This is a genomic window from Buchananella sp. 14KM1171, from assembly GCF_041380365.1.
Classification (GTDB): Bacteria; Actinomycetota; Actinomycetes; order Actinomycetales; family Actinomycetaceae; genus Buchananella; species Buchananella felis.
In genome coordinates this window covers 1,548,877-1,570,922 of the sequence record NZ_CP159981.1, presented here as the reverse complement: position 1 = coordinate 1,570,922, position 22,046 = coordinate 1,548,877, and the positions used below count along the sequence as shown (strand labels likewise).

10 protein-coding genes and 1 tRNA gene are annotated in these 22,046 nt (G+C 64.8%); 4 read left to right on the top strand and 7 right to left on the bottom strand.

Translation table 11 applies throughout. The features are described from left to right. Positions 1-173: 173 nt before the first annotated feature. On the bottom strand, positions 174-641 hold the full coding sequence (locus tag ABYF38_RS06055; protein ID WP_371151497.1) for a hypothetical protein: 468 nt from the start codon (positions 639-641) through the stop codon (positions 174-176). Positions 642-860: 219 nt separating this feature from the next. Between ABYF38_RS06055 and ABYF38_RS06050 the strand changes: the two genes are divergently transcribed. Further along, entirely contained in the window at positions 861-1,151 is a 291-nt protein-coding gene (locus ABYF38_RS06050) for a WXG100 family type VII secretion target (protein ID WP_371151496.1), read from the top strand. 149 nt (positions 1,152-1,300) lie between these two features. Here ABYF38_RS06050 and groL read toward each other — a convergent pair whose 3' ends face one another. Then, entirely contained in the window at positions 1,301-2,929 is a 1,629-nt protein-coding gene (gene groL / locus ABYF38_RS06045) for a chaperonin GroEL (RefSeq protein WP_371151495.1), read from the bottom strand. Between the two features lie 230 nt (positions 2,930-3,159). Further along, positions 3,160-3,774, bottom strand: a complete 615-nt coding sequence (locus ABYF38_RS06040) for a LytR C-terminal domain-containing protein (protein WP_371151494.1) — start codon at positions 3,772-3,774, stop codon at positions 3,160-3,162. A gap of 242 nt (positions 3,775-4,016) precedes the next feature. Here ABYF38_RS06040 and ABYF38_RS06035 point away from each other — a divergent pair, with 242 nt between their 5' ends. Next, positions 4,017-4,694 carry a uracil-DNA glycosylase gene (locus ABYF38_RS06035; RefSeq protein ID WP_371151493.1) on the top strand — a complete coding sequence of 226 codons (678 nt, stop codon included), beginning with the start codon at positions 4,017-4,019 and terminating at the stop codon, positions 4,692-4,694. Positions 4,695-4,833: 139 nt separating this feature from the next. Here ABYF38_RS06035 and ABYF38_RS06030 read toward each other — a convergent pair whose 3' ends face one another. Beyond that, positions 4,834-10,251 carry a glycoside hydrolase domain-containing protein gene (locus tag ABYF38_RS06030; RefSeq protein ID WP_371151492.1) on the bottom strand — a complete coding sequence of 1,806 codons (5,418 nt, stop codon included), beginning with the start codon at positions 10,249-10,251 and terminating at the stop codon, positions 4,834-4,836. A gap of 361 nt (positions 10,252-10,612) precedes the next feature. On the opposite strand from ABYF38_RS06030, the gene pulA reads away from it, so the two are divergent. Further along, positions 10,613-17,587, top strand: coding sequence for a pullulanase-type alpha-1,6-glucosidase (pulA, locus tag ABYF38_RS06025; protein WP_371151491.1), 6,975 nt, complete (start codon positions 10,613-10,615; stop codon positions 17,585-17,587). Between the two features lie 154 nt (positions 17,588-17,741). After that, the gene (locus ABYF38_RS06020) at positions 17,742-18,674 is read left to right on the top strand and encodes an SGNH/GDSL hydrolase family protein (protein ID WP_371151490.1); all 933 of its coding nucleotides are present in this window, start codon (positions 17,742-17,744) and stop codon (positions 18,672-18,674) included. 44 nt (positions 18,675-18,718) lie between these two features. Here ABYF38_RS06020 and ABYF38_RS06015 read toward each other — a convergent pair. The 3 genes from ABYF38_RS06015 to ABYF38_RS06005 form a co-directional block, all read right to left on the bottom strand. After that, positions 18,719-18,791 (bottom strand) — tRNA-Thr (locus ABYF38_RS06015). Between the two features lie 122 nt (positions 18,792-18,913). Then, complete coding sequence (locus tag ABYF38_RS06010; protein WP_371151489.1) at positions 18,914-19,756, bottom strand: DsbA family protein; 843 nt, start codon at positions 19,754-19,756, stop codon at positions 18,914-18,916. 121 nt (positions 19,757-19,877) lie between these two features. Next, positions 19,878-21,974, bottom strand: a complete 2,097-nt coding sequence (locus ABYF38_RS06005; RefSeq protein WP_371151488.1) for a serine/threonine-protein kinase — start codon at positions 21,972-21,974, stop codon at positions 19,878-19,880. Between the last annotated feature and the right edge of the window lie 72 nt (positions 21,975-22,046).

Below are 22,046 nucleotides of genomic sequence, written 5' to 3'. Positions count from 1 at the left end.
TCGCATCAGCGACCCCCAGGTAGCGCTGCGCGCCATCTCGAACAACCGCTGGGTCTCCCGGAGTGGGGTCGGCGGGCAGACCAACGGCGCTCCAATCTGTTGGACGCCCGCTCATTGGCTCATCGCGGCATTGGACAGAGGGAGGCGAGGCTTCTGGTCCACACCGGTTCCCACTAGAACATTCCCTTGCGGGCCATCGCGGCGTACCCCGAAATCTCGAGAGAGGAAAGGTACTGGGTGAAGACTTCCGGGTTCTCCCGGTCCTGTTCCCTTAAAGACTCCAGTTTGGCGTCCAGGATGATGCGGTCCGTATTGTTGAAGAACGTGAATCTCACAGGGAAACCCATTGATTTGCTGTCACCGGCGACGACCAGGATGTCGTGCTCCGTGGCTGCAACGCTCCTTCTCAGGTCTCCGTTTACCCTTGCGAGTTCCTCCGTGATCCTGCGGTTCTCCTCGCCTCTCAACCCCACTTCCACCAGGTGGGTTGGGTCGAACTCCGTGTAGAGAATCAACTGTGCTGTCTCCAGGATGAAGTCCCACGTGGAGCGCCACGTACCGTAGAAGTGGTAGCTCGCCCAGACACCATTGTCCGACTTGACAACCTCTTTGAGCCTCACTTTTTCCTCCGATGTCCGCACGGATTACACCTTGAAACTATTGCCAGGCTAACACCGCACGCGAATGCGCTCTGCGCAATGGGCGTCAGGTGACCGATCCAACGCTTCCTGTGGACGGGCGCTATCCACAGCCACGCCCCGGCCCGCCGCTTCCTGCACGCCGCGCGCTCCCCCTTCTGGGGCCCCTCCTCCCCTGCCTAGCTTTGGGGGCAATCCCCTAACGAGACGGAAGGAAATCCAATGCGTTTCCAAGTTGATTCTGCAGAAGTGGCGGCCGCTGCCGCCCGCACGCGCGCCTCAATGGGCTCCATCTCTGCCGAGGTCTCGGCAATGATGTCCCACCTGACCGCCTTGCAGTCTTCGTGGACCGGCTCCGCCTCCGCTGCCTTCGCTGCGGTGGCGGAGGAATGGCGGGCAACCCAGGCGGTGGTGGAGTCCAACCTCGAGATGATCGGCCTTCAGCTGGACGCCGCCGCCAACACCTACTCGGCCGCCGAGTCCCAGGCCGCAGGCATGTTCGGCGGAAGGTAGCGCCCCGCCCCGGCACGCCGCGCCAATGCGGCTTTGGCCCCGGCAGCTACTGCTGCCGGGGCCAAAGCCTCCTGCGGAGAACCTAGCTCCGTCGTTTGCGTCCGCCCGCACCCCTACCGGGAACCGCGCGAGCCTCCGCTAGAGGGCGATCAGAAGCCGCCCATGCCGCCCATGTCGGCGCCGTGACCAGCAGCCGGGGCCTCCGGCTCCGGCTTGTCGGCCACGACGGCCTCGGTGGTCAGGAACAGACCGGCGATGGAGGCGGCGTTCTGCAGCGCAGAGCGGGTCACCTTCACCGGGTCGTTGATGCCGGCAGCCATGAGGTCCTGGTACTCGCCGGTGGCGGCGTTCAGGCCGTGGCCCACGGGCAGGTGGCGCACCTTCTCAGCCACGACGCCGCCCTCGAGGCCGGCGTTGACGGCGATCTGCTTCAGCGGTGCCTCCACAGCCACCTTGACGATGGCGGCACCGGTGGCCTCGTCACCCTCCAGGTTCAGGCCCTCGAAAGCCTTGGTGGCGGCCTGAATCAGGGCCACACCACCACCGGCAACGATGCCCTCTTCGACGGCGGCCTTAGCGTTGCGTACGGCGTCCTCGATGCGGTGCTTGCGCTCCTTGAGCTCCACCTCGGTCGCGGCGCCGGAGCGCAGCACGGCCACACCACCGGAGAGCTTGGCCAGGCGCTCCTGCAGCTTCTCGCGGTCGTAGTCGGAGTCGGTGTTCTCGATCTCGGCGCGGATCTGGGCCACGCGGGCAGCGATGGCCTCGGCGTCGCCGCCACCACCAACGATGGTGGTCTCATCCTTGGTGACAACCACCTTGGCGGCGGTGCCCAGGTGCTCCAGGTCGGCGTTGTCCAGCTTCAGACCAACGGTTTCGGAGATGACCTGGCCGCCGGTCAGGATCGCCATGTCCTGCAGCATCGCCTTGCGGCGGTCGCCGAAGCCCGGGGCCTTGACGGCCACGGACTTGAAGGTGCCGCGGATCTTGTTCAGCACCAGGGTGGTCAGGGCCTCGCCCTCGATGTCCTCGGCGATGATGGCCAGCGGCTTACCGGCCTGCATGACCTTCTCCAGCAGCGGCAGCAGGTCCTTGATGTTGGAGACCTTGGACTCCACCAGCAGCACGAAGGCGTCCTCCAGGACGGCCTCCTGGCGCTCGGCGTCGGTGACGAAGTAGGGGGAGATGAATCCCTTGTCGAAGCGCATACCCTCGGTGACGTCCAGGGACAGGCCGAAGGTGTTGGACTCCTCGACGGTGATCACGCCCTCCTTGCCAACGCGGTCCAGAGCCTCGGCGATCTTGGCGCCGATCTCGACGTCGCCGGCGGAGATGGCGGCGGTGGCGGCGATCTCCTCGGTGGTCTCGACCTCCTTGGCGTCAGACAGCAGCTGGGCCACGACGCGCTCAACGGCCTTCTCGATGCCCTTACGCAGCGCGATCGGGTTGGCACCAGCGGCCACGTTGCGCAGGCCCTCACGGACCAGGGCCTGGGCCAGCACGGTGGCGGTGGTGGTGCCGTCACCAGCGACGTCGTCGGTCTTCTTGGCGACCTCCTTGACCAGCTCGGCACCGATCTTCTCGAACGGCTCGTCCAGCTCGATCTCCTTGGCGATGGACACACCATCGTTGGTGATCGTGGGGGCGCCCCACTTCTTCTCCAGGACGACGTTGCGGCCCTTGGGGCCAAGGGTGACCTTGACGGTGTCGGCGAGGATGTTCAGGCCGCGCTCCATGCCGCGGCGGGCCTCCTCGTTGAAAGCAATGATCTTGGCCATTTACGTTCCTTCACGAATACGTGTGGGTGGTTGGCCACGCCCGCGACGGACGATCTCTTGGGCCGCCACGCGATTGCGGCGCCCCGCCTTACCTCGCGGCTCAACCGGGTTGTCTTGTCACTCCCACCTGGGGAGTGCTAACCCAACTCTGGCACTCTGCCCCCGAGAGTGCAAGTGTGCCCCTCGCGTTGTTCGCGAGGGGCACACCCGTTTCAAGCCGCAGTTTCTCCCTACTGTGTAACCAACACAACGACAACGGGAGCCGACTGCGCGGCGGCAGCGTCGTCCACCACTGCGGTGATACCGAGCGCGGCGGCCACCTCCTTCGCCTCAACGGCGTTGGCCTCACCGGCGTAGTAGACGGTGTTCTCACTCGGGGCGGTGCCCTCAAAGTTCTTGGCCGCAGCGTTGGTGTATCCAGCCGCCTTGGCCTTGTCGGCGGCTCCACCAGCCAGGCCCGCCACGTCAGTGGCGTTGTAGACCACCACGTTGATACTGCGGTCAGCGGGCTCCTCTGCGGGCGCTGCCTCCTCAGTCGGCTCGGCCGGCGGTGCCTGCGTCTCCGCCGGGGCGGTGGTCTCCTCCGGGGCCTGCGCCGCGGCCTCCTCGTTGGACTGCTGCGTGGGAACAGCCGGCGCCACGGCCGACGGCGTGGTGGGGGTGGTCGGGTTGGTGGCCCCCATCTTGGACAGCAGCGCCACGCCCGCCCACGCCACCAGCGGCACGGCCACGATCACGACCAGATAGGGCAGCAGCCCGCGCCACCACGGCTCAGGGGCGCGGTGCACGCCCTCCGGCACGCCTTCTGCGGCGCGATCGAACTCGTCCTCTGGATACTCACTCACGTTCGCAGATTACCGCGCCGCGTTACCTACCGCACGGTGCTGCCCGCGCGTGTTGATTAAATCCGGGCACTTCGCGCCGCTTTCACCCGCCCCGGCGAACCTTACGGACCCCCTTCCGTGGCGAGTACGGACGACGTCCCGCCCGCGCCCCTCCAGGCGACACCGCCCCCGCTCGGACCGCTCCCACCGACGCCGGCCCCGAGGGGCATCCGGGGGCACCCGCAAGCGCTTAGGGTGGTGGGGTGAGTCATTTCCCGCCCCTGACCCAGATAATGGCGCCCGACTGGGCACGCGCATTGGCCCCGCAGGAGGAGGCACTGGCTGCGCTGGGTGACTTCCTGCACGCCGAGCGCGCCGCCGGGCGCCCCTACCTGCCGGCCGGGCAGCACATCTTGCGAGCCTTTTCCCAGCCGCTGCGGGACGTGCGCGTGCTGATCGTCGGGCAGGACCCCTACCCCACGCCGGGGCACGCGGTAGGCCTGGCCTTCTCCGTCGCCCCCGGTGTGGCCCCACCACGCAGCCTGGTCAACATCTACCGGGAGCTGCAAGACGACCTAGGGGTGGCGCTGCCCACCACCGGAGACCTCACGCCGTGGACCGAGCAAGGCGTTTTGCTGCTCAACCGGGTGCTGAGTGTGGGGGTGGGCGAGCCCGGATCGCACCAGGGGCGCGGCTGGGAGGCAATCACGGAGGCTGCCATCCGGGCGCTGATAGCGCGCGGCGGCCCGCTGGTGGCGGTCCTGTGGGGAGCCAAGGCGCAAAGCCTGGCCCCGCTGCTGGGCAGCACCCCGATCATCGCCTCCCCCCACCCCAGCCCACTTTCTGCCTCACGCGGCTTCTTTGGCTCCCGCCCCTTCTCCCGGGTTAACTCGGCCCTTCAGGCCCAAGGGGCCGCCCCGATCGACTGGCGTCTGCCCTAGGTAGCCCGGTTTCCTTACCTGAGCCCCTTCACCGCCGCCCCACCTGGAGAGCGCGGCATTCGCCTCTGCCTGGCAGTACGGAAACACGCGGAAAAGAAGGGGCGGGCTCACCGAAGTAAGCCCGCCCCTCGCCGCTTAGTTAGCGCAGCAACTGGCGCAGCGCGCGTTCCACGCCGGCGTTGACCGAAGCCATACCGCCAACGATGTCAACGAAGCGTGGCTTGCGTTCAGTTATCACCGCGCTCGCCGCAGCAGGCAGCGTCGAGGCGCGGCTGAGAAGCAGCACGCCGTCATGGCTAGCCGCCAGGGCCCCGCCTGCCAGGGTGTCAGCGTACGTAGCGCCCGAAACCACCACCACTCGTGTACCCGCCGGGGCATATGTACTGACAAGATCGGCTGCCGTCTCGTAGCGGGTGGCACCCACCACAGTCTCCATCGTGAGGCCCGCGATGAAACCGTTCTTGCTCAGGGCGTGTGCCGCCGCACCGACTCCTACCACGCGTAAACCCGCGTTCAAGTACCCATCGGTCACCTGCGGCAATGCCTTGCCCGCACTGAACACCACTACCCCACCGGTACGGCCAGCCAAGGCCCCCGCCGCCACACCGTCAGGAAAGTTGGTGCCGTCAACGACGTAGACCATCTTCTTAGAGCCGGTCACGCGCTCGGTGGCTTTGGCCACCTGCACGGCAGTGTCGTAACGGTCTACACCAAACACGCGCTCAACTCCATGACCAGCGCGCTGCAAAGCAGCCAGCTTGCCGGGAGAGACGGAACCGGAGCCGCCTACGACAATCACCTTGGTGATGCCCTTTTCTCGCAGCACGCCGAGCACCTCGGATTCGAGTTGGGCGCCGGTGGTCAACAAGACCGGGGCGTTGTGGGCTGCCGCCAGCGGACCGGCCGCCAACGCATCTGCGTAGTTGTTTCCAGAGGCCAGGATCGCAGTTCTCCCCCACTTTTCCGCACGGGCGACCTCGATAGCGGTCTTGACTCGATCGACACCGCTCAAACGGCGTACTTGCGCAGGGACAGTTGGAACCGTAGGCGGAGCCGTCGTAGGCGGAGCCGTCGTAGGCGGAGCCGTCGTAGGCGGAGCCGTCGTAGGCGGAGCCGTCGTAGGCGGAGCCGTCGTAGGCGGAGCCGTCGTAGGCGGAGCCGTCGTAGGCGGAGCCGTCGTAGGCGGAGCCGAGGTCGGAGCCGAGGTCGGAGCCGTGGTCGGGATCTCCACGTTGTCTGAACAACGCACCCACATCCCGGCCCAATCGGCGTGGTCTTGTCCGTTGCGTCCCTGCGGATCCACCAGCAGGGAAAGCTGCGTCTGCCCATTGAGGGCAACCCTGGCACTCCCCGTAGGAGTCGAAGCCGTCATCAAGCCAGAGCGCCACAAGCTCGTGGCACCGGACTTGACCTCAAACACCACGGAGGCTGCGGAACCAGGCCTGCGCTGCACATCATCAATGCCGTAGTCGAAGATCAGCTCCTTGCAGTGAGCCGGCACGGTCACGTCCACCTGGGAGGCCGCGTGTGTCCCCAGCCCCTTGGAATAAAGCTTGCCGCCCATCCGCAACGGGCCGCCGTCACCGGCCTGGTCCTCTCCATTGGAGCGGTCCTTCTCCACCGGTCCCCACCCATTGCTCACCTGGGTCCAGGTCTGGTCAGAGAGGTAGAAACCACCCGCCACCACCGGGAATGACTGAGAAAACAGCTCGCTTGGCCCCGCACTCACTCTGATCTGGACGGTATCGATGCCCACCTTGCCCCGGGTGGAGAATTCGACTTGGGCGGTCTTTGCCTCCAGTGGGGCCAGCGTTACCGTGGTAGGAGCCGCCGCAAACAGTTCGCCAACCACATTGACGGTCACTGTGCGCTCCTGGTCGGTGATGTTGCGCAGCTCCACGCTGGCGGTAATCGGATTGCTCGGATCCTCTACCGCCGTGCGATCGAGTTGCACCTTCCCCACCGTCACGGAAGTAAGGTTCTCGTCCCCCAAAGCCGCGAGCAGAGCGTCGCGCAATCCGTTGAGCTTGTCGAAGTTGGTGCGCGTGGCATCGTCCTCCGCCCGCACGCTGCTTAGTGCAAGGCGCAGCGTGGCGTTGCCCTGCCCTAGTTTCTCCTTCGCCAAGTTCAGCAGCTCGGCATCCTCTAGGCCGTCCTTGAAGACCTCCCACCGAATGGAAGAAACCGGCCCCTGCTCACCGGGATAAATCACGTACTCATCGCCCTGCCCGTAGCGGAAGCTGGGGTTGTTATAAACGTCTAAGGGCCATGAGTTGAAGGTCCACCGCAGGTAGCCGTCCAAGTTGCGTTGCTCCACAACCCAACCAATGGTGCGGGCGTTGAAGGGCGGGGTCTTGACCACCGTGTTCGGTTTGGCCGGCTCGTTCCATGTGTAGAACAAAGTCGGTTCTCCCGCCCTGCGGCGTCGCTCAATCAAGTCCTGAGAAACCTGATCCAGGAACGTGTAGTTGAAGGAGATGAAGTTAGCCAAATCGGCTTCCGCCAGAGTGTTTGCGGCCAGCGCGATCTTGGGTTCCCAAGCGGGGTCGGCCTCCTTTATGAACGAAAAGGCCTGTTCCATGCGGGCAGCCGGCTGCTCGTCGAAGGCCAACGACGTGTCATCGAACCAACCTTGCTGAATCAGGTGGCGCTTGAAGTCGCGCAGGAAGGCAACCCACGCCGCCCGGTAGCGCTGGTCCGTGATACCCATGGACACCGACACGTGCTTCCCGGTGGTGGTGTCCAGGTAGTAGAGGCGGTCCCGGGACTGGAACTGGAGGGGCGCAAAGGCGTGGATGCGTTTGCCGATTCCATTGGACCGAGCCTCGGTGACCAAACGGTCAAATACCGTGTAGTCGAATGACCAGCTGGTCCCATCAAACTTCCACTCCACCGTGGAACGGTATGGGAAGGCAGTCTGAGCATGGATTGTCCCAGTGTTGAGCTGGACCAACCAGGGATCCTCCACCACCGCCAGGTCCAGGACGTCTTGACCTGCCTCTGCCTGCTCCTTCCAGTAGGGGACCAGAGCCGCGAAGTGCGCGTCTGACCACGGCTGCAGCTCGTTGTAGTCCGCCACTGCGTCGGGGTGGAACCACATGTCCAGGATGAAGGGGCGCTTGGCCACTGGACGCAATTTGGCCTTGGGGACCGTGACTTCCAACGGGTAGCTTGCAACAAGCTTGTCATCGGCTTTCACCTGCACGGTGGCGCGGTAGGTGCCCTCCTTGGCGTTCTCGGGCATGCGGACCGTGAACCACACCGGCTGGTTGTAGTTGGCGCCCACCTCAATCGTGTTTTCGCTGCTGAGCGGATCGGCAACTAGCTGGCCCGGGTTGTTCAGGTCAGGGATGTAAAGCGGGTAGCGCACCTGCACAATCTGGCCCAGGTCGTGCTCTGCTTGCTTCAGGGCAGAGACCTCCACTTGAAGCTTAGCTACGTCCTTTTGGGGCGTAACCACCAGCTGCGCCGAAGAGCGGGAGTTGGCCGGTACGGTCAGCTTCAACGGCGTGCCGGGGGGCGCCTCGTCACCGATTGCCCCCACCAATGGCACACGAGTAAAGGATGAGGTGGCGAAGGTGGTGTTGATCGGAGTCCACACTCCCACCTCGGTGCTGAAGCTTACGGAATCCTGTACGTTGACCGGCACCAATTTTGCGCTAGCCTCCACGCTCTTTCCCCCTCCGGTAGCTGTGGCGGTGTAGGTGGTGCTCCAGTCGCCAGCAATCACGTCTTCCTGTGTCACCACGTGGGAGGGGCTGTTGTTTCGGCATACGCTGGTGGCCCCCGGGGCCAGGTTGTTGACGTTGCAGTTCGCGGCACCGGCCGGGGCGCTGAAAGCCACGTTGACCGCTACGTTGCCGGAGTTTACCACCTCGACCCAGGGTTGAATCTTGTCGCCTACTATGCCGTCCACTCCGCCTGGGTAGATAGCATCCAGCACGGGCCTTATCTCCACGTTGGGAGCTGCCGCCTCGGCAGGAAGGGGGGAGTTTACTTCCACGACCGCGTTGAACTGGGCACTTCCGGCTGCATTGGTGAAACGAACCGTAACCGGGTGTCTACGTTGGTCCGCCCCAGCTGGAATGGTCAGCTGGACGTTGGCGGTGGCCTTGCCACCGGCCAAGATTTGGGCAACGTTTACGGGAGCGGCGGCCCAGCCCGGGGTGACTACCTCCAGTTGACCGGCCGCCAGGTCAGCCCCTGACTGGTTGGTTATTTCTACCGGCACCGTGACCTGAGCCCCCTGGGTTCCAGTCACCTCACTGGTCTGCCCCATGGAGGCGCAAACACCGCCTAGCCACTCCAAGTCAAAGCTCGTGTAAGACAAGTATCGGTAACCGTCACGCTCGTAGAAGAGCCCGTACTTCCCACCCCGTTCTCCGCTGCCCTCCTTGAGCGCGGTGAGGGTGGAGTACGCCGAAGCGCCCGACTGCACTACCTTGGAGACCGGCCAGGTCTGGCCGTCATCGCATGACATTCGTACTGTCAGGTTGCGGCGTACGTTGGAGTTGGCAGTGTTGCTCATCAGTAGCATGCGCGCCTGGGGACTGTTGGGCGCGGCGTCGGGGAAGGCCCGGATGATGCTGCCGTTGTTGCCCGGATCGGGCAGGTTAGGGTCAGTCTCGAAGGGGCTGTAGGTCAGTCCTGCGTCGTTAGAGCGGGCAATCTTGCGGGCTGGGGCAGCGCGCGAAGACAGCAGCACTGTGCCGTCGGAAAGCTCAACCACCTTGTTCTCATCTGCCCCGGGTCCCACAAGCCCACCGGCGTGCCAAGTGGCGCCGTGGTCATCGGAGTAGACGGACAGAGCGTAATTGCCTGCGCCCTTGCGCACCGTGTACTGCTGGATCAGGCGGCCGGCCTTTTCCCCTTGGCGTAGTTGGAGGCCTTCACCCGAGGCAGCGAACATGCCCGCCATGTCCGTGCTGCCGGCTTTGATGTCAGCCGTGATGCGGTGATGGCTCCAGGAGACCCCGTTGTCCTCACTGACGGAATAGTCGGCGTGCAGCACGTTCGGGTCGGTTGCACCGGCTCCAGTGGTGGAATTGGCGAAGCCTGCGTTGATGGAGGCTGCGTAGAAGACGAAGACCTTTCCGGTTTGGCGGTCCACGAGCAAAGAGGGGTCCCCAAAACCATTCGGTGCCGACTCTTGGCGGATTACTTGGGCGCCTTGCCAAGTCTTTCCGCCGTCAGTGGAGCGGCGCATCAGTAGCGTGATGTTACTGGGCAGGTCACGCATGGTGGGTCGGCCGTCGAATACGGCAAGCAGGTCCCCGTTGTTTAACTGAGTCAGGGCAGGGATCCGGTAGCGCATCCATCCCCCCTGCCCGCGCACCGCCAGGTCAGTCAGGGTCAGGTCCTCATTGATGCCATCTCCCAGGGCGGCCTTTCCTGCCATCACTACGGTGGAGGAGGCGACGGAACTGGCCGGTGCGGCCCGGTTTGGATTCGCCTCGAGGTCGGCCATTGCTGGACTGGACAGGGTGAAGATGGAGGATAGAAGGACCCCAAATGAGGCGGACAGCGCCACTGACCGCGCGGGATGCTTAGTTTTCATGTGACCAGCTCCATTCCAGATCGAACTGCGCCCAGCAGAGCTTGGGCGGCTGCTACGGACTGTATCAGCAGCGCCACATTTGCATTCTGCTTACTTGAATATTTCGCCCCTTGGCTTGCCTGGGTCAGCCAGGGCAGGCAGCCCTCCTGCCTGCCCTGGCGTTTGGGGGTTTGTTCTTCGTTTCCTGCACCTGGCACCCTCGCTGCCTTCACTCCCTCTGCCACTACCGATTGCTTGTGCTTCTGCCCGGCTCGCCGACGGCGGTCCAACCGTGTTCGCCGACGTCGCCTACTTTTCCACTCTGTACTTTGCGATCTTGCTCACGTAGCATCTATTGCAACGTTTCAGAGAATGGACTGCAATGTTTTCAGTACGACGGCGTGTTGTGGCCACCCTCTGCGCGATTGCGCTAGCCACTTCCGGCCTTGTGGCCGGCCTGTTCACCGCATCCACTCCCGCTGCTGCCGCCCCTGCTCGCACCGCCACACTGGTTGGAGACCTCCAGACCCAGCTTGGTTGTGCATCCGACTGGGATCCGGGCTGTGCTAGCACGCTCATGCAGCAATCTGCCACCAACCCCAACCAGTACGAATTCCGGGGGCAGCTTCCAGCCGGCTCTTACCAGTTCAAGGTGGCCATGGACGGCACCTGGAACGAGACCTACGGCAAAGAGGGCTTTACCAACTCCAACATTCCTCTGCGCCTAGCTGGCCCCACACAGATTTCCATCACCTTCGACTACACCACCAAGCACATCGGGCTGCGTCTGCCCGACCAGGAGCCTGCCCTAACGGAAGCCGATTCGGCCCTCATTCAGGCCCCAGCAACCCACCCCGGCGCAGGTCAGCGCTTCTATTTTGTCCTAACGGACAGGTTCCATAACGGCGACCCCACGAACGACCGCGGTGGTGCCACCGGCGATCGCTTGACCACCGGCTTCGACCCCACCGACAAGGCGTTCTTCCACGGTGGGGACCTCCGCGGAATCATCGCCCAACTTGACTACATCCAAAACTTGGGCACCACCGCCATCTGGCTCACCCCTTCATTCCAGAACCAGGCTGTGCAGGGCGAGGCGGAGCAGGCTTCTGCCGGGTATCACGGTTACTGGATCACCGACTTCACTCGCATCGACCCGCACCTGGGCAGCAACGAAGACATGCGCGAACTCATCGCCCAGGCCCACTCGCGTGGGATGAAGGTCTACTTTGACATCGTCGTCAACCACACCGCTGACCTCATCAGCTACGAGGACAACACAGAGCAGTACATTGACCTGGCCACCCGCCCCTACAGGGACGCAACCGGGGCGGAAATAGATATCTCAGCACTCGCCTCGAGTCCCGATTTTCCGGCTCTGGACGCCACCATCTCCTTCCCCCACCGGCCTACACGTCGAGAGTCTCCTCGTCTAGTGCCGGACTGGCTCAACGACGTCACCCTCTACCACAACCGCGGGGCGATGGACCCGAGCGGTCAGGGGGAGAGCGCCCTGCTGGGGGACTTCGGCAACCTTGATGACCTGATGACCGAGCATCCCCGCGTGGTACGGGGAATGGCTGACATCTACAACACTTGGGTGGACATGGGCCTGGACGGCTTCCGCATTGACACGGTCAAACACGTCAACATGGAGTTCTGGCGGGATTGGACCAAGCTGGTCCATCAGCACGCCAACGAAGCCGGGCGCCCCGACTTCTTCACCTTCGGCGAGGTATATGACCGACCGGCCCACCTCTTGGCAGCCTACGTGCGCGGCACGGACATGTCTGCGGTACTGGACTTCGGCTACCAGCACCGAGCCACGGAGTTCGCGCGCGGCAAGGGAGGCGATGCCACCCTCAAGCGCCTATTCGCAGACGACGACTACTACACCACCCCCACTTCCTCCGCTATCGTCTTGCCGACCTTCCTGGGCAACCACGACATGGGCCGGGTAGGATTCCTACTCCGCGAATCAGACAACGCAATGGCACGGGCCGAGTTGGCTCACAGCCTGCTCTACCTCACGCGCGGCCAACCGGTGATCTACTACGGAGACGAGCAAGGCTTTGTTGGAGTAGGCAACGGCACTGACAAGCATGCCCGCCAGGACATGTTTGCCACCGCCACCACAGAGTACGCCGAACAACCGCTACTGGACGGCACTCAACTGGGCAGCTCCGATCGTTACGACCAGTCCGCGCAGCTCTACCGCCATATCTCCGCCCTAGCCAAGTTGCGCCAGGATCATCCAGCCTTGAGCGCCGGCGCGCAGATAGAGCGCTGGTCCAGTTCCGGCTCCGGCATGTACGCCTTCTCCCGGGTGGAGCGCGCCGAGAAAGTGGAGTACCTGGTAGCTGTGAACAACTCCGCCGCCCCTGTCACCAATTCAGTCACGGCCTTGTCCAAGGACGCCACCTTCGCCCCGGTGGGCGCTAGCGGTCCCTCTGTCCGTTCCGATGCCGACGGACGGGTGGAGATCACCGTGCCGCCCTTCGGTGCCGTCGTCTATCGCGCCGATGCTCCTCTCACCGAGGTCGGCGCGGCCCCGGCCGGACAGCCCACCCGAGTCACAGGTGGTCTTACACTCGCAGGCCACCGCCTGACCGGGCTGGCTCCGGTAGGCACAGACATGAGCGGCCTAGAGTGGTCTGAGACCTCCTTCTCATACCGGCTGGCAGGCGAGGAACAATGGCACCCTCTCGGGGTAGACACCGGACAGGACGCGCGTGTCTTTCACGACGTCTCCGCGCTTAGCGCGGGCACCGTTGTGGAATACCGAACTGTAACTGTGGACGCCAACGGGAACCGGCATGCCTCTGCTGGCTACGGCGTGGTGGGCGTTGACCTGACTACAGGGACACAGGTGCAACAAACCGGAGTGCTGGTCACAGTTCCCGGAACCTTCAACTCCGAGTTGGGCTGCACCGGGGGCGTGGACGGGGACTGGGATCCGGCCTGCCTGCACACGAAGCTAAGCAAAGACCCAGAATCAGGACTATACGTGGGCAAGTTGTCCCTCCCCGCAGGCGAGCACCAATACAAGATCGCCGTGGGCGGATCTTGGGAAGAGAACTATGGCACGCCCACCGGGGAAAACGTCTCCCTATCTTTGCCCCAAGCCACGGAGGTGACCTTCATCTACGATCACTCCTCCCATGCCTTCTTCACCTCTCCTCCCTTCCCGCTCGTCACCCTGCCCGGTACCTTCGGTGCAGCGCTTGGCTGCACGCAGGGGGACCTGGAAGGAAACTGGGCCCCGGCCTGCCTAGCAGGGCTAATGTGGCCGGGGCAGGACGGCAAATTCCACTTCACCTCCAAGCGGATTCCTGCCGGAGAGCACGAGGTCAAGGTGGCCCACGGCCTATCTTGGGCAGAGAACTACGGGGACGGCGGGCAGAACTACCGTTTTACCCTTCCTGCCGGCCAGGCCCCGGTCTTCACCTACAGCCCGGACACCCACCGCCTGGAGATAACCTTCACCGACCTGGGCAGCATGCAGTCCACCGCCGCCCGGGCCATCTGGGTAGACGGACGCACCTTGGCGCTACCAACCAGCCAATTCGACGGCCACAATCCCGCCCAGGTCGAGGTGGCTTTGTTGGTCTCCCCCACCACGCAGGTTGAGTTGCGCGGCGGGCGTCCCCACGCTGCGGACGGCGAGGCGTCGTCCCTACCATTGACCCGTGCAGGCGCCACCCCCACAGCCGCTCAGCTCGCCAAGTACCCGCACCTGCGCGGATACTCCATCTACACGCTCAGTGACGCAGACGCTGCCAGGCTGGGGCAACTGCTCACCGGCAGCATGGCGGTGCTCGTTTCCCAGGGGCAGACGCCACTGACTCTGACCGGCGTGCAGATTGCTGGCGCGCTCGACGCGCTGTACGCACCCGCTGCAGCACAGACCCGGCTAGGCGTGACCTGGACCGCTCCCGGCACCCAGCAGGCCTCGCCCACCCTGCGCCTGTGGGCACCCACCGCCAAGCAGGTCCGCCTCCAGCTCTGGGACAATCCCGAAGGCACCGGCGAGCCCACGCAATATTCCGCCACGCGCGACGAGGCGAGCGGAACGTGGAGTGTGGAGGGCAGCCGAGAGTGGAAGAACCGGGCGTATCGCTACCTGGTGGACGTATACGTCCCCAGCGAGGCGAAGGTAGTCACGAACGCGGTAACCGACCCCTACTCGTTGGGCCTAACCACGGCCTCAACCCACTCTGTGCTGCTAGACATGGCAGATCCGGCCCTCGCCCCGCCGCAGTGGCAGGATCTACGCGTCCCGGAGGTGAAGCGCTCGGTGGACCAGATGATCTACGAGCTGCACGTGCGCGACTTCTCGATCACCGACCAGAGCGTCCCGGCTGCGCTACGCGGCACATACAAGGCCTTCACAGTGAGCGACTCCGCCGGTATGCGCCATCTGCGTGAACTGGGGCAGGCCGGGGTCAACTCCATCCATTTGCTCCCCACCAACGACATCGCCACCATCCCGGAGCCTGCCTCCGAGCAGGCAGTGGCTAGCATTCCTGCCGCTGCGCCGGACTCTACCGAGCAGCAGGCCGCAGTGGCTGCCGTGAAGGACCTCGACGGATTCAACTGGGGCTACGATCCCTACCACTACTTCGCACCGGAAGGCTCCTACGCCTCCGACCCCAGCGCCGCCGGACGCGTACGTGAATACCGTGAAATGGTGGCCGCCATAGGCCATGCCGGCATGCGAGTGGTGGCGGATCAGGTCTTCAACCACACGGCATCCTCCGGGCAGGGCGGCACAAGCGTTCTGGATAAGGTGGTACCGGGCTACTACCACCGCCTAAACGCTGACGGAAAGGTGGAGAACTCCACCTGCTGCGAGAACCTGGCCACGGAGAACGCCTTGGCCGAGCAGCTAATGGTGGACGCAGTCACCACCTGGGCACGCGACTACAAGGTTTCCGGCTTCCGTTTCGATCTAATGGGGCACTCCTCCCGGGCCAACCTGGAGGCAGTTCAGGCCGGTCTGCGTCAACTCACCCTAGACAAGGACGGAATAGACGGAGCAACCATCCACCTCTACGGCGAGGGCTGGAACTTTGGCGAGGTAGCCAACAACGCCCGCTTCTACCAGGCCACCCAGGGCCAGCTGAATGGCACAGGCATCGCCACCTTCAACGACCGCCTTCGCGACGGGGTACACGGCCACGAGGGCCACACCCAGGCTTTTGGAACCGGGCTGGTGACTGATCCAAACGGCCACCCACAGCAGGGCGTGGAGCACCTGCGCTATCTCACAGACTTGGTGCGCCTGGGCATGGCAGGCAACCTGGCCAGTTACTCCTTTGAGACCAAGGACGGCGTAAAATCCGGGGCCGAGCTCAGCTACGGTTCCGGGCCTGCCGGGTATGCCAGCCAGCCAGGGGAGAGCGTCAACTACGTGGACGCCCACGACAACCAGACACTGTATGACCTCTCTGTCTTGCAGCTGCCGGTTTCCACCTCGCGTGCCGACCGTGTGCGCATGAACAACCTGCAACTAGCCACCGTTGCCCTTGGGCAGTCACCTGCCTTCTGGCACGGCGGCACGGACCTGTTGCGTTCCAAGTCCCTGGACCGTGACTCCTACAACTCCGGCGACCACTTCAACGCGATCGATTGGAGCGGGCAGCAGCACAACTTCGGAGTGGGGCTTCCCCCGGCGGAGAAGAATCAACAGCTGTGGGAGCAGCAGGCTCCACTACTGCGTAACCCGGAGTTACGCGCTCAGCCGGCGGACTTGGAGTTCTCCCGTCAGCTCTCCCTAGAGCTAGTGCGGTTGCGCTACGCCACACCCCTGATGCGGTTGGGTAGCGCACAGGCCATCCAGGAAAAGGTCTCCTTCCCGGCCGGTGGCCCTAACGCCCAGCCCGGTCTGCTGATGATGCTGATCGACGACACCGCAGGCGCTGACGTCGATGCCAAGCTCGACGGCGTGTTGACGGTATTTAACGCTTCTCCACAGCAGCTCACTCAGCGGGTTGATTCCCTTGCTGGCCGCCGCTTTGCGCTCTCCGCTATCCAGGCTGAGGGAGTGGATCAAGTAGTCAAACAGACCATGTGGGACGCGAATAGCGGCACGGTTATTATTCCGCCCCGCACCGTGGCTGTGCTGCACGAACTTGAGCAGATTCCGACGCCGCCGACGCAGACGCCAACGGTCGCGCCACCCCCGACGCAGACCCCGACGCAGACCCCGACGCAGACCCCGACGCAGACGCCAACGGTCGCGCCACCCCCAACGCAGACGCCGACGCAGACGCCAACGGTCGCGCCACCCCCAACGCAGACGCCGACGCAGACGCCAACGGTCGCGCCACCCCCAACGCAGACGCCAACGCAGACCCCGACGCAGACGCCAACGGTCGCACCACCCCCAACGCAGACGCCGAGCTCCACACCGAGCACGTCGATATCTGCCATCCCCTCTCCCGGCCCGGCAATCGTGCACCGCGTTTGGGGAGCCGACCGAGTCGAAACCGCCTTGGCGGCAGCGCGTGCCGGTCGTTTTAGTGGCACTACTGCGGTAGTAACAAGCGGGCTGGGTTTCGCGGACGCAGTCACGGCAGGGCCGTTGGCCGCCGCGATTGACGGTCCACTGCTACTAACTACGGCGAGCACGGTGGAACCCGGAGTCCTGGCCGAGCTGCACAACATGCAGGTCACGGAGGTTTACCTGGTTGGCGGCACCGGCACGGTGTCCTCGCTGAAGGAAACACAGCTGCGCCGAGCGGGCTTCTCCGTGCGCCGCTTGGCCGGTCCGGATCGGTTCTCCACCGCCACAGCTGTGGCCGCAGAGGTGGCCCGCATCAGTACGGTGGAACGAGTCTTCCTGGCCAACGGGATGGACTACGCGGACTCTCTAGCGGCAGGACCAACTGCCGCCCGTCACGGTGGCATCGTGCTGCTGACACGGGCAGCCCAGCTTCCGCCTGCGACTAGGGCCTACCTGGCGGCTCACGACTCACTGCCTGTTGTGGCCGTAGGTGGGCTGCCTGCGCAGTCCTTGCGCGGTTCTCACTACGTGTCGGGAATCAATCTCATGCCGGTAGTGGGGGCGGATCGATACGCCACCGCTGCGCTACTAGTCCAACGTTTCCACTCCGCTCCCTCTGCTCTGGTGGTAGCAAGCGGGGCCACCTTTGCAGATGGTCTCCCCGGAACCGCGTTGGCCGCAAACCTGCGTGCGCCGCTACTACTCAGCCGCCAGACCGCTCTCAGCCCGGAGGTGGCCAGCTACCTGACTGCCACCTCCACGGTGCGGCGGGTAGAGCTGCTGGGAGGCACAACCACCCTGCACCCGGCGGTCCAAAGCGCATTGGAGAGGCTGCTGAAAGACCGTTGAGCACAGCGTGGGTCGCCCGAGCACCGATAGGTCTGGGCGACCCACGCTGTTTCAACCACACCCGCCGGTAGGCACGCATAACGGAGGCTTCCTCCCCCTATGCTGTGTGAGGGCAGACGCAAGCTTGACTGCTCTGATCGCGCAAGGAGGATTCATGCCCTCAGCTCACCCCGGCTCCACCTCATCCGCCCACACAAGCACACCGGCGGGAGGAGCGTCGTCCCACCCAGACCTCTACTGGGGGGCTCCACTGCGAGGGGGGCGGGAGCACTTTGGCCGCACTGCCCTCCCCCTGGACCTGTCTGCGGTAGAGCGGTACGTGGCGGTGGGTGACTCAATCAGTGAGGGGCTGGAAGATCCACGCCGTGCGGGCCGCATGATCGGGTGGGCAGACCGCCTAGCCGTGGAGCTTTCTGCCGCCCGGCAGGACGGCGGCATGGCGCCACTGCGGTATGCCAATCTCGCCATTCGTGGCCGGCTGCTGGGCAACATCCTGGGTGACCAACTGGAGCAGGCGTTGGCGATGCGCCCAAACTTGATCTCCATTTGGGGCGGCGGAAACGACGTCATGCGCCTGCAAGCCGACGTCCGTGGGCTTCTACAAGCGTTGGACAAGGCCGTTGCGCGCGCCCGCGACACGGGCGCAGAGGTGCTCACCTCCACCTTTGTCGACTGCTCCGATTCCCCTCTCTTGAAGGCGATCAGTCCGCGCATGATGGAGTTCAACGAGGGGGTGCGCGTGATCGCGCAGCGGCGTGGCTCGCGAGTAATCGATCAATTCCGCATTCCCTCTTTGAAGGATTGGAACGCCTGGGCCCCCGACCACATCCACTTGTCATCTTCTGGGCATCAGATCGTCACCCAGGCGGCACTGGAGGCACTCGGCATGCCCACCGACCGCACTCAGTGGGCTCCGCGGCCCGCGTCGGCGGTAAAAAAGCTGACCCTGCGCCAAAACATTGCCTGGTTCCAAAGAGATGTCCTGCCCTGGATTGGGCGCCACATTAACGGACGCTCTAGCGGCGACGGCCTCGCCCCCAAGTTTGCACAATACGTTGAGGTGCCCAGCTCAGGGTTCCTGGACTAGCGGAAAACAAAGCCCCCTAATTCCGGCGGGGAATTAGGGGGCGGAGCCACCTGCGGGACTCGAACCCGCGACCGTCCGCTTACAAGGCGGGCGCTCTACCAACTGAGCTAAGGTGGCGCGGCGCTGAAACGCCAGCGCCGAGTATAGCGGAGGGCCCGCAGCGCACGCGCTGCGGGCCCAGTGCTTTGGCGGACCTGCACCCATCGGGCGGGCCCGGCGGTGGAGGGAGCCTTACCGCCTTACTTGGTGGTCTCCGTGGCCGCCGGGGTCGGGTATGTGTTGGTGCGCACCCACTGGTCCAGCCCGCCGGGCTGCATGATCAGCGCGAAGTCAGAGGGCTTGCCGTCCTTGACCACGGTGGGCGTGGCGGCGCGCTTGTCCTCGCTGAGCTCGCCGCTGTTGGAGCGGGTAACGAAGTCAGTGGTGGAGGCGGACACCAGCGGGGCGTAGGTGTTCTTGGAGAACGCGTCGATGGTGGACTGGGGCACGCCCAGCTCCTTGGCGGTGTTCTGGATCGCCTCGAAGCTCAGCTTGCTGGCGTCCTGGGCCTGGTTGGCCTCCAGGAACACGGTGAACAGCTTCTCGTGGAACTGGTAGGCCAGCTCCGGGTTCTTGTCCACCACCTCGTAGAAGGCGTTGGCGGCGGCGTCGGTGAAGGTGGAGCCCAGGATGGAAACGGGGTGGAGCACCACGTTCACGGCGTCGTCGTCCAGCAGCTTGGCGAGGGTCTCGCGCTGGGCCAGCTCGAAGTGGGCGCAGGCGCCGCAGGAGTAGTCGAAGTAGACGTCCAGGACCGGCTTGCCGTCGCTGCTGGTGCCGGCCTTCTTGGCCGGCCCGGCGAAGGACACGCCGCCGTTGTCGGTGACGATCGCGGGCTGGTCCACCTTGCCCGCGTTGGCGTTCTTCTTGTAGACGGCGAACACGATGGCACCGACCGCGACCACCAGGCTGGTGGCGATGGCGATGATCATGAGCATGCGGTTGCGCGAGTCTCGCTTGAGCTGTTCTGCCCTGCGCTGCGCAGCCTGGTTGCGGGCTGCTTCGCGGCGCTCGTTGCTTGTGGGTCGAGACTCTTTCGCCATGTTTTCTTCCCTTACGATTTCGCGGTCAAACGCGATCACTCTAGCGGCTTTGGCTGGGAATGTACTGGTGGCCGACGCCGCCCCGGCGCCGCCCCGTTGTCGTTGTCGCCTTTCGCGCCGGCTATGCGCTGGTACCGCTCTGCGTTAGGGCGTAGGCGGCCAGGAGGACCAGGAGGAAGCTGAGGGTGACCACCGCCCGGCGGGGAAGCTCTGCCAGCAGGGCGGCGGTGCCCACCCGCGAGTGGCGGGCCAGGGGCGTGTGCCACAGCCCCACCCACACCAGGAAGACGAGGGCTGCTTTCGCGCCGCTTTCTCCCAGTGCCGTCAGCTGCACGTGGGAGAGGTGCGCGGAGGCGCTCAGCCACGCCCCGGCGCGCCAGGCGAGCCATATCGCTGCTCCGACCGGCGCCAGCATTACTGCTTGGCGTACCAGGTAGAGCGGGACGTTCAGCGCGGCGCGCCACCAGGGCTGCTGGCGGGCCGTGCTTTCTCCCACCACTGCGGTGAGTAAGGCCAGGGTGGCCGCGCATATGGCCGCGTAGCCGGCATACGCCCCTAGGCTCATGACTGCCAGAACTGCGCCCACAGCCAGGGCAAAGACCGTGCGCACCCACGCGGGAGCCAGGGCCGGGCCGGTGGAGGCGCCTACCGGGCCCTGCCAGGCCGCCGGTTGCGTTCCCTGCCACTGGCCAGCCTGAGCTAGAGACGCCCAGTGCACGGGGGGCACCGACTGCGCGAGTTGCTCCCCCGGCTGCGGCACGTACTGCCCCGGCGTGGCGTGAGACGGCAGCTGCATGGCCGCCTGGAACAGGGCCGATTTACTGGGCACGCCCAGTGGGAAGCCCGGTGGGGTAGGAATTGGCGGCGGGGCGCCCAGGGCACCGGGAACCGGGGCGATGGGCTGCCCATTCCAGTAGGCAGACGCGTTAGGTAGGTTGGTTGGCTGCTCCACTTGGGCCTGCTGAGGGAAGGGCGCGGCGTTCGCGTACCTGCCGGGGGCAGCGGGCATGGCGGTGGTCTGTCCGTCGCGCGCCGCCTGGTCAAACTGCGGCCGGTTTTCGGATTGGTAGTAGTGGCCGACGTCGTCCCCCCGGCCCACGCCTAAAACTTGGGTGGGTAGATCACAGGCCTCCTGCGGCAAGGTGGCGGGGGCGGCGTCGTGCAATTGCTCACCTGCCCAGCTGCCCAGCACGGCCGTGGGAATCGCTTCCTGCGCCAACTCTCCCCTGGCAGCACTTGAGAGCAAATCCGTCTGGCCGGCGTCCGCTGAAAACTCGGGGACCGGCGCTGTTGGCAGGGCGCCCTGGGCAGGCAGCCACTCCCCCAGAATCTCGGTGTTGGCCGCCGCCTGGCCGTGCACCAACCAGTCGGTCTCCACAGGGCTGCCAGCGGGAACAACCTCGGTGGGTGCAAACGCGGCATCTGCCAGGTCAGAAAGACCCTGCAGCGTCTGCGTCGGCTGCCCCCTGCGAGCCGGGTCAGGATGGAGGGCAGCGCGCAGCAGCTCGGCTAGGTCGTGGCCCAGCCCGGCCACGTCAACCTGCCCACGCTCAGCCCGCTCTAAAATCGCCACCGGGTTACCGGATCCAAACGGCGGCCTCCCCGTAGCGGCAAACGTCAGCACGCCCGCCCAACCCCACCAGTCGAAAGCTGGCGTCATCTCTTGCGCGCTACCACGCCAATACTCGGGCGGGAAATAGCCGGCTGTTCCTATTACCAGGCCGGCTCCGGTGACGCGCTCTGAACCCACCCACTGCGCAATACCAAAGTCGATCAGTACGGGACCTGACGCTGACATGATCACGTTGCGCGGCGAGACATCGCGGTGAACTGCCCCGGCGGCGTGCACCAGGTGCAGCCCGGCAGCAAGATCCTCCGCCAGGTTGGCCAACTCCACTGGCCCCAACGGGCCATGTGTGTCAACGAAAGCGGCCAGAGTGGGCCCCTCCACCAGCCGGGAAACAATGAACGGCTCGTCCCCGTCAATCTCAAAATCCAAGACTCCCGCGATGGAACGGGCATCCAACTGGGTTATATGGGCTTCCCGCTTGAGCCGCTCCCGGGCCACGGGGTCACTGGCGACGTGGGGATGCAACAGTTTCAACGCGACCTCTTGGCCGCTGGGAGCGAGCGCCCGGTATACAGTGCCACTTCCTCCGGACCCCAAGCAGGCGCCCAGTTGGTAGCCGCCAACCACACGCACCCTTTGCCCCGACATGGAGCCAGGCTAAGTGGGTCCACACCCCGTGGCAAACACTGCCGGAAAAGATTCCAGCAATTTTTCACACAA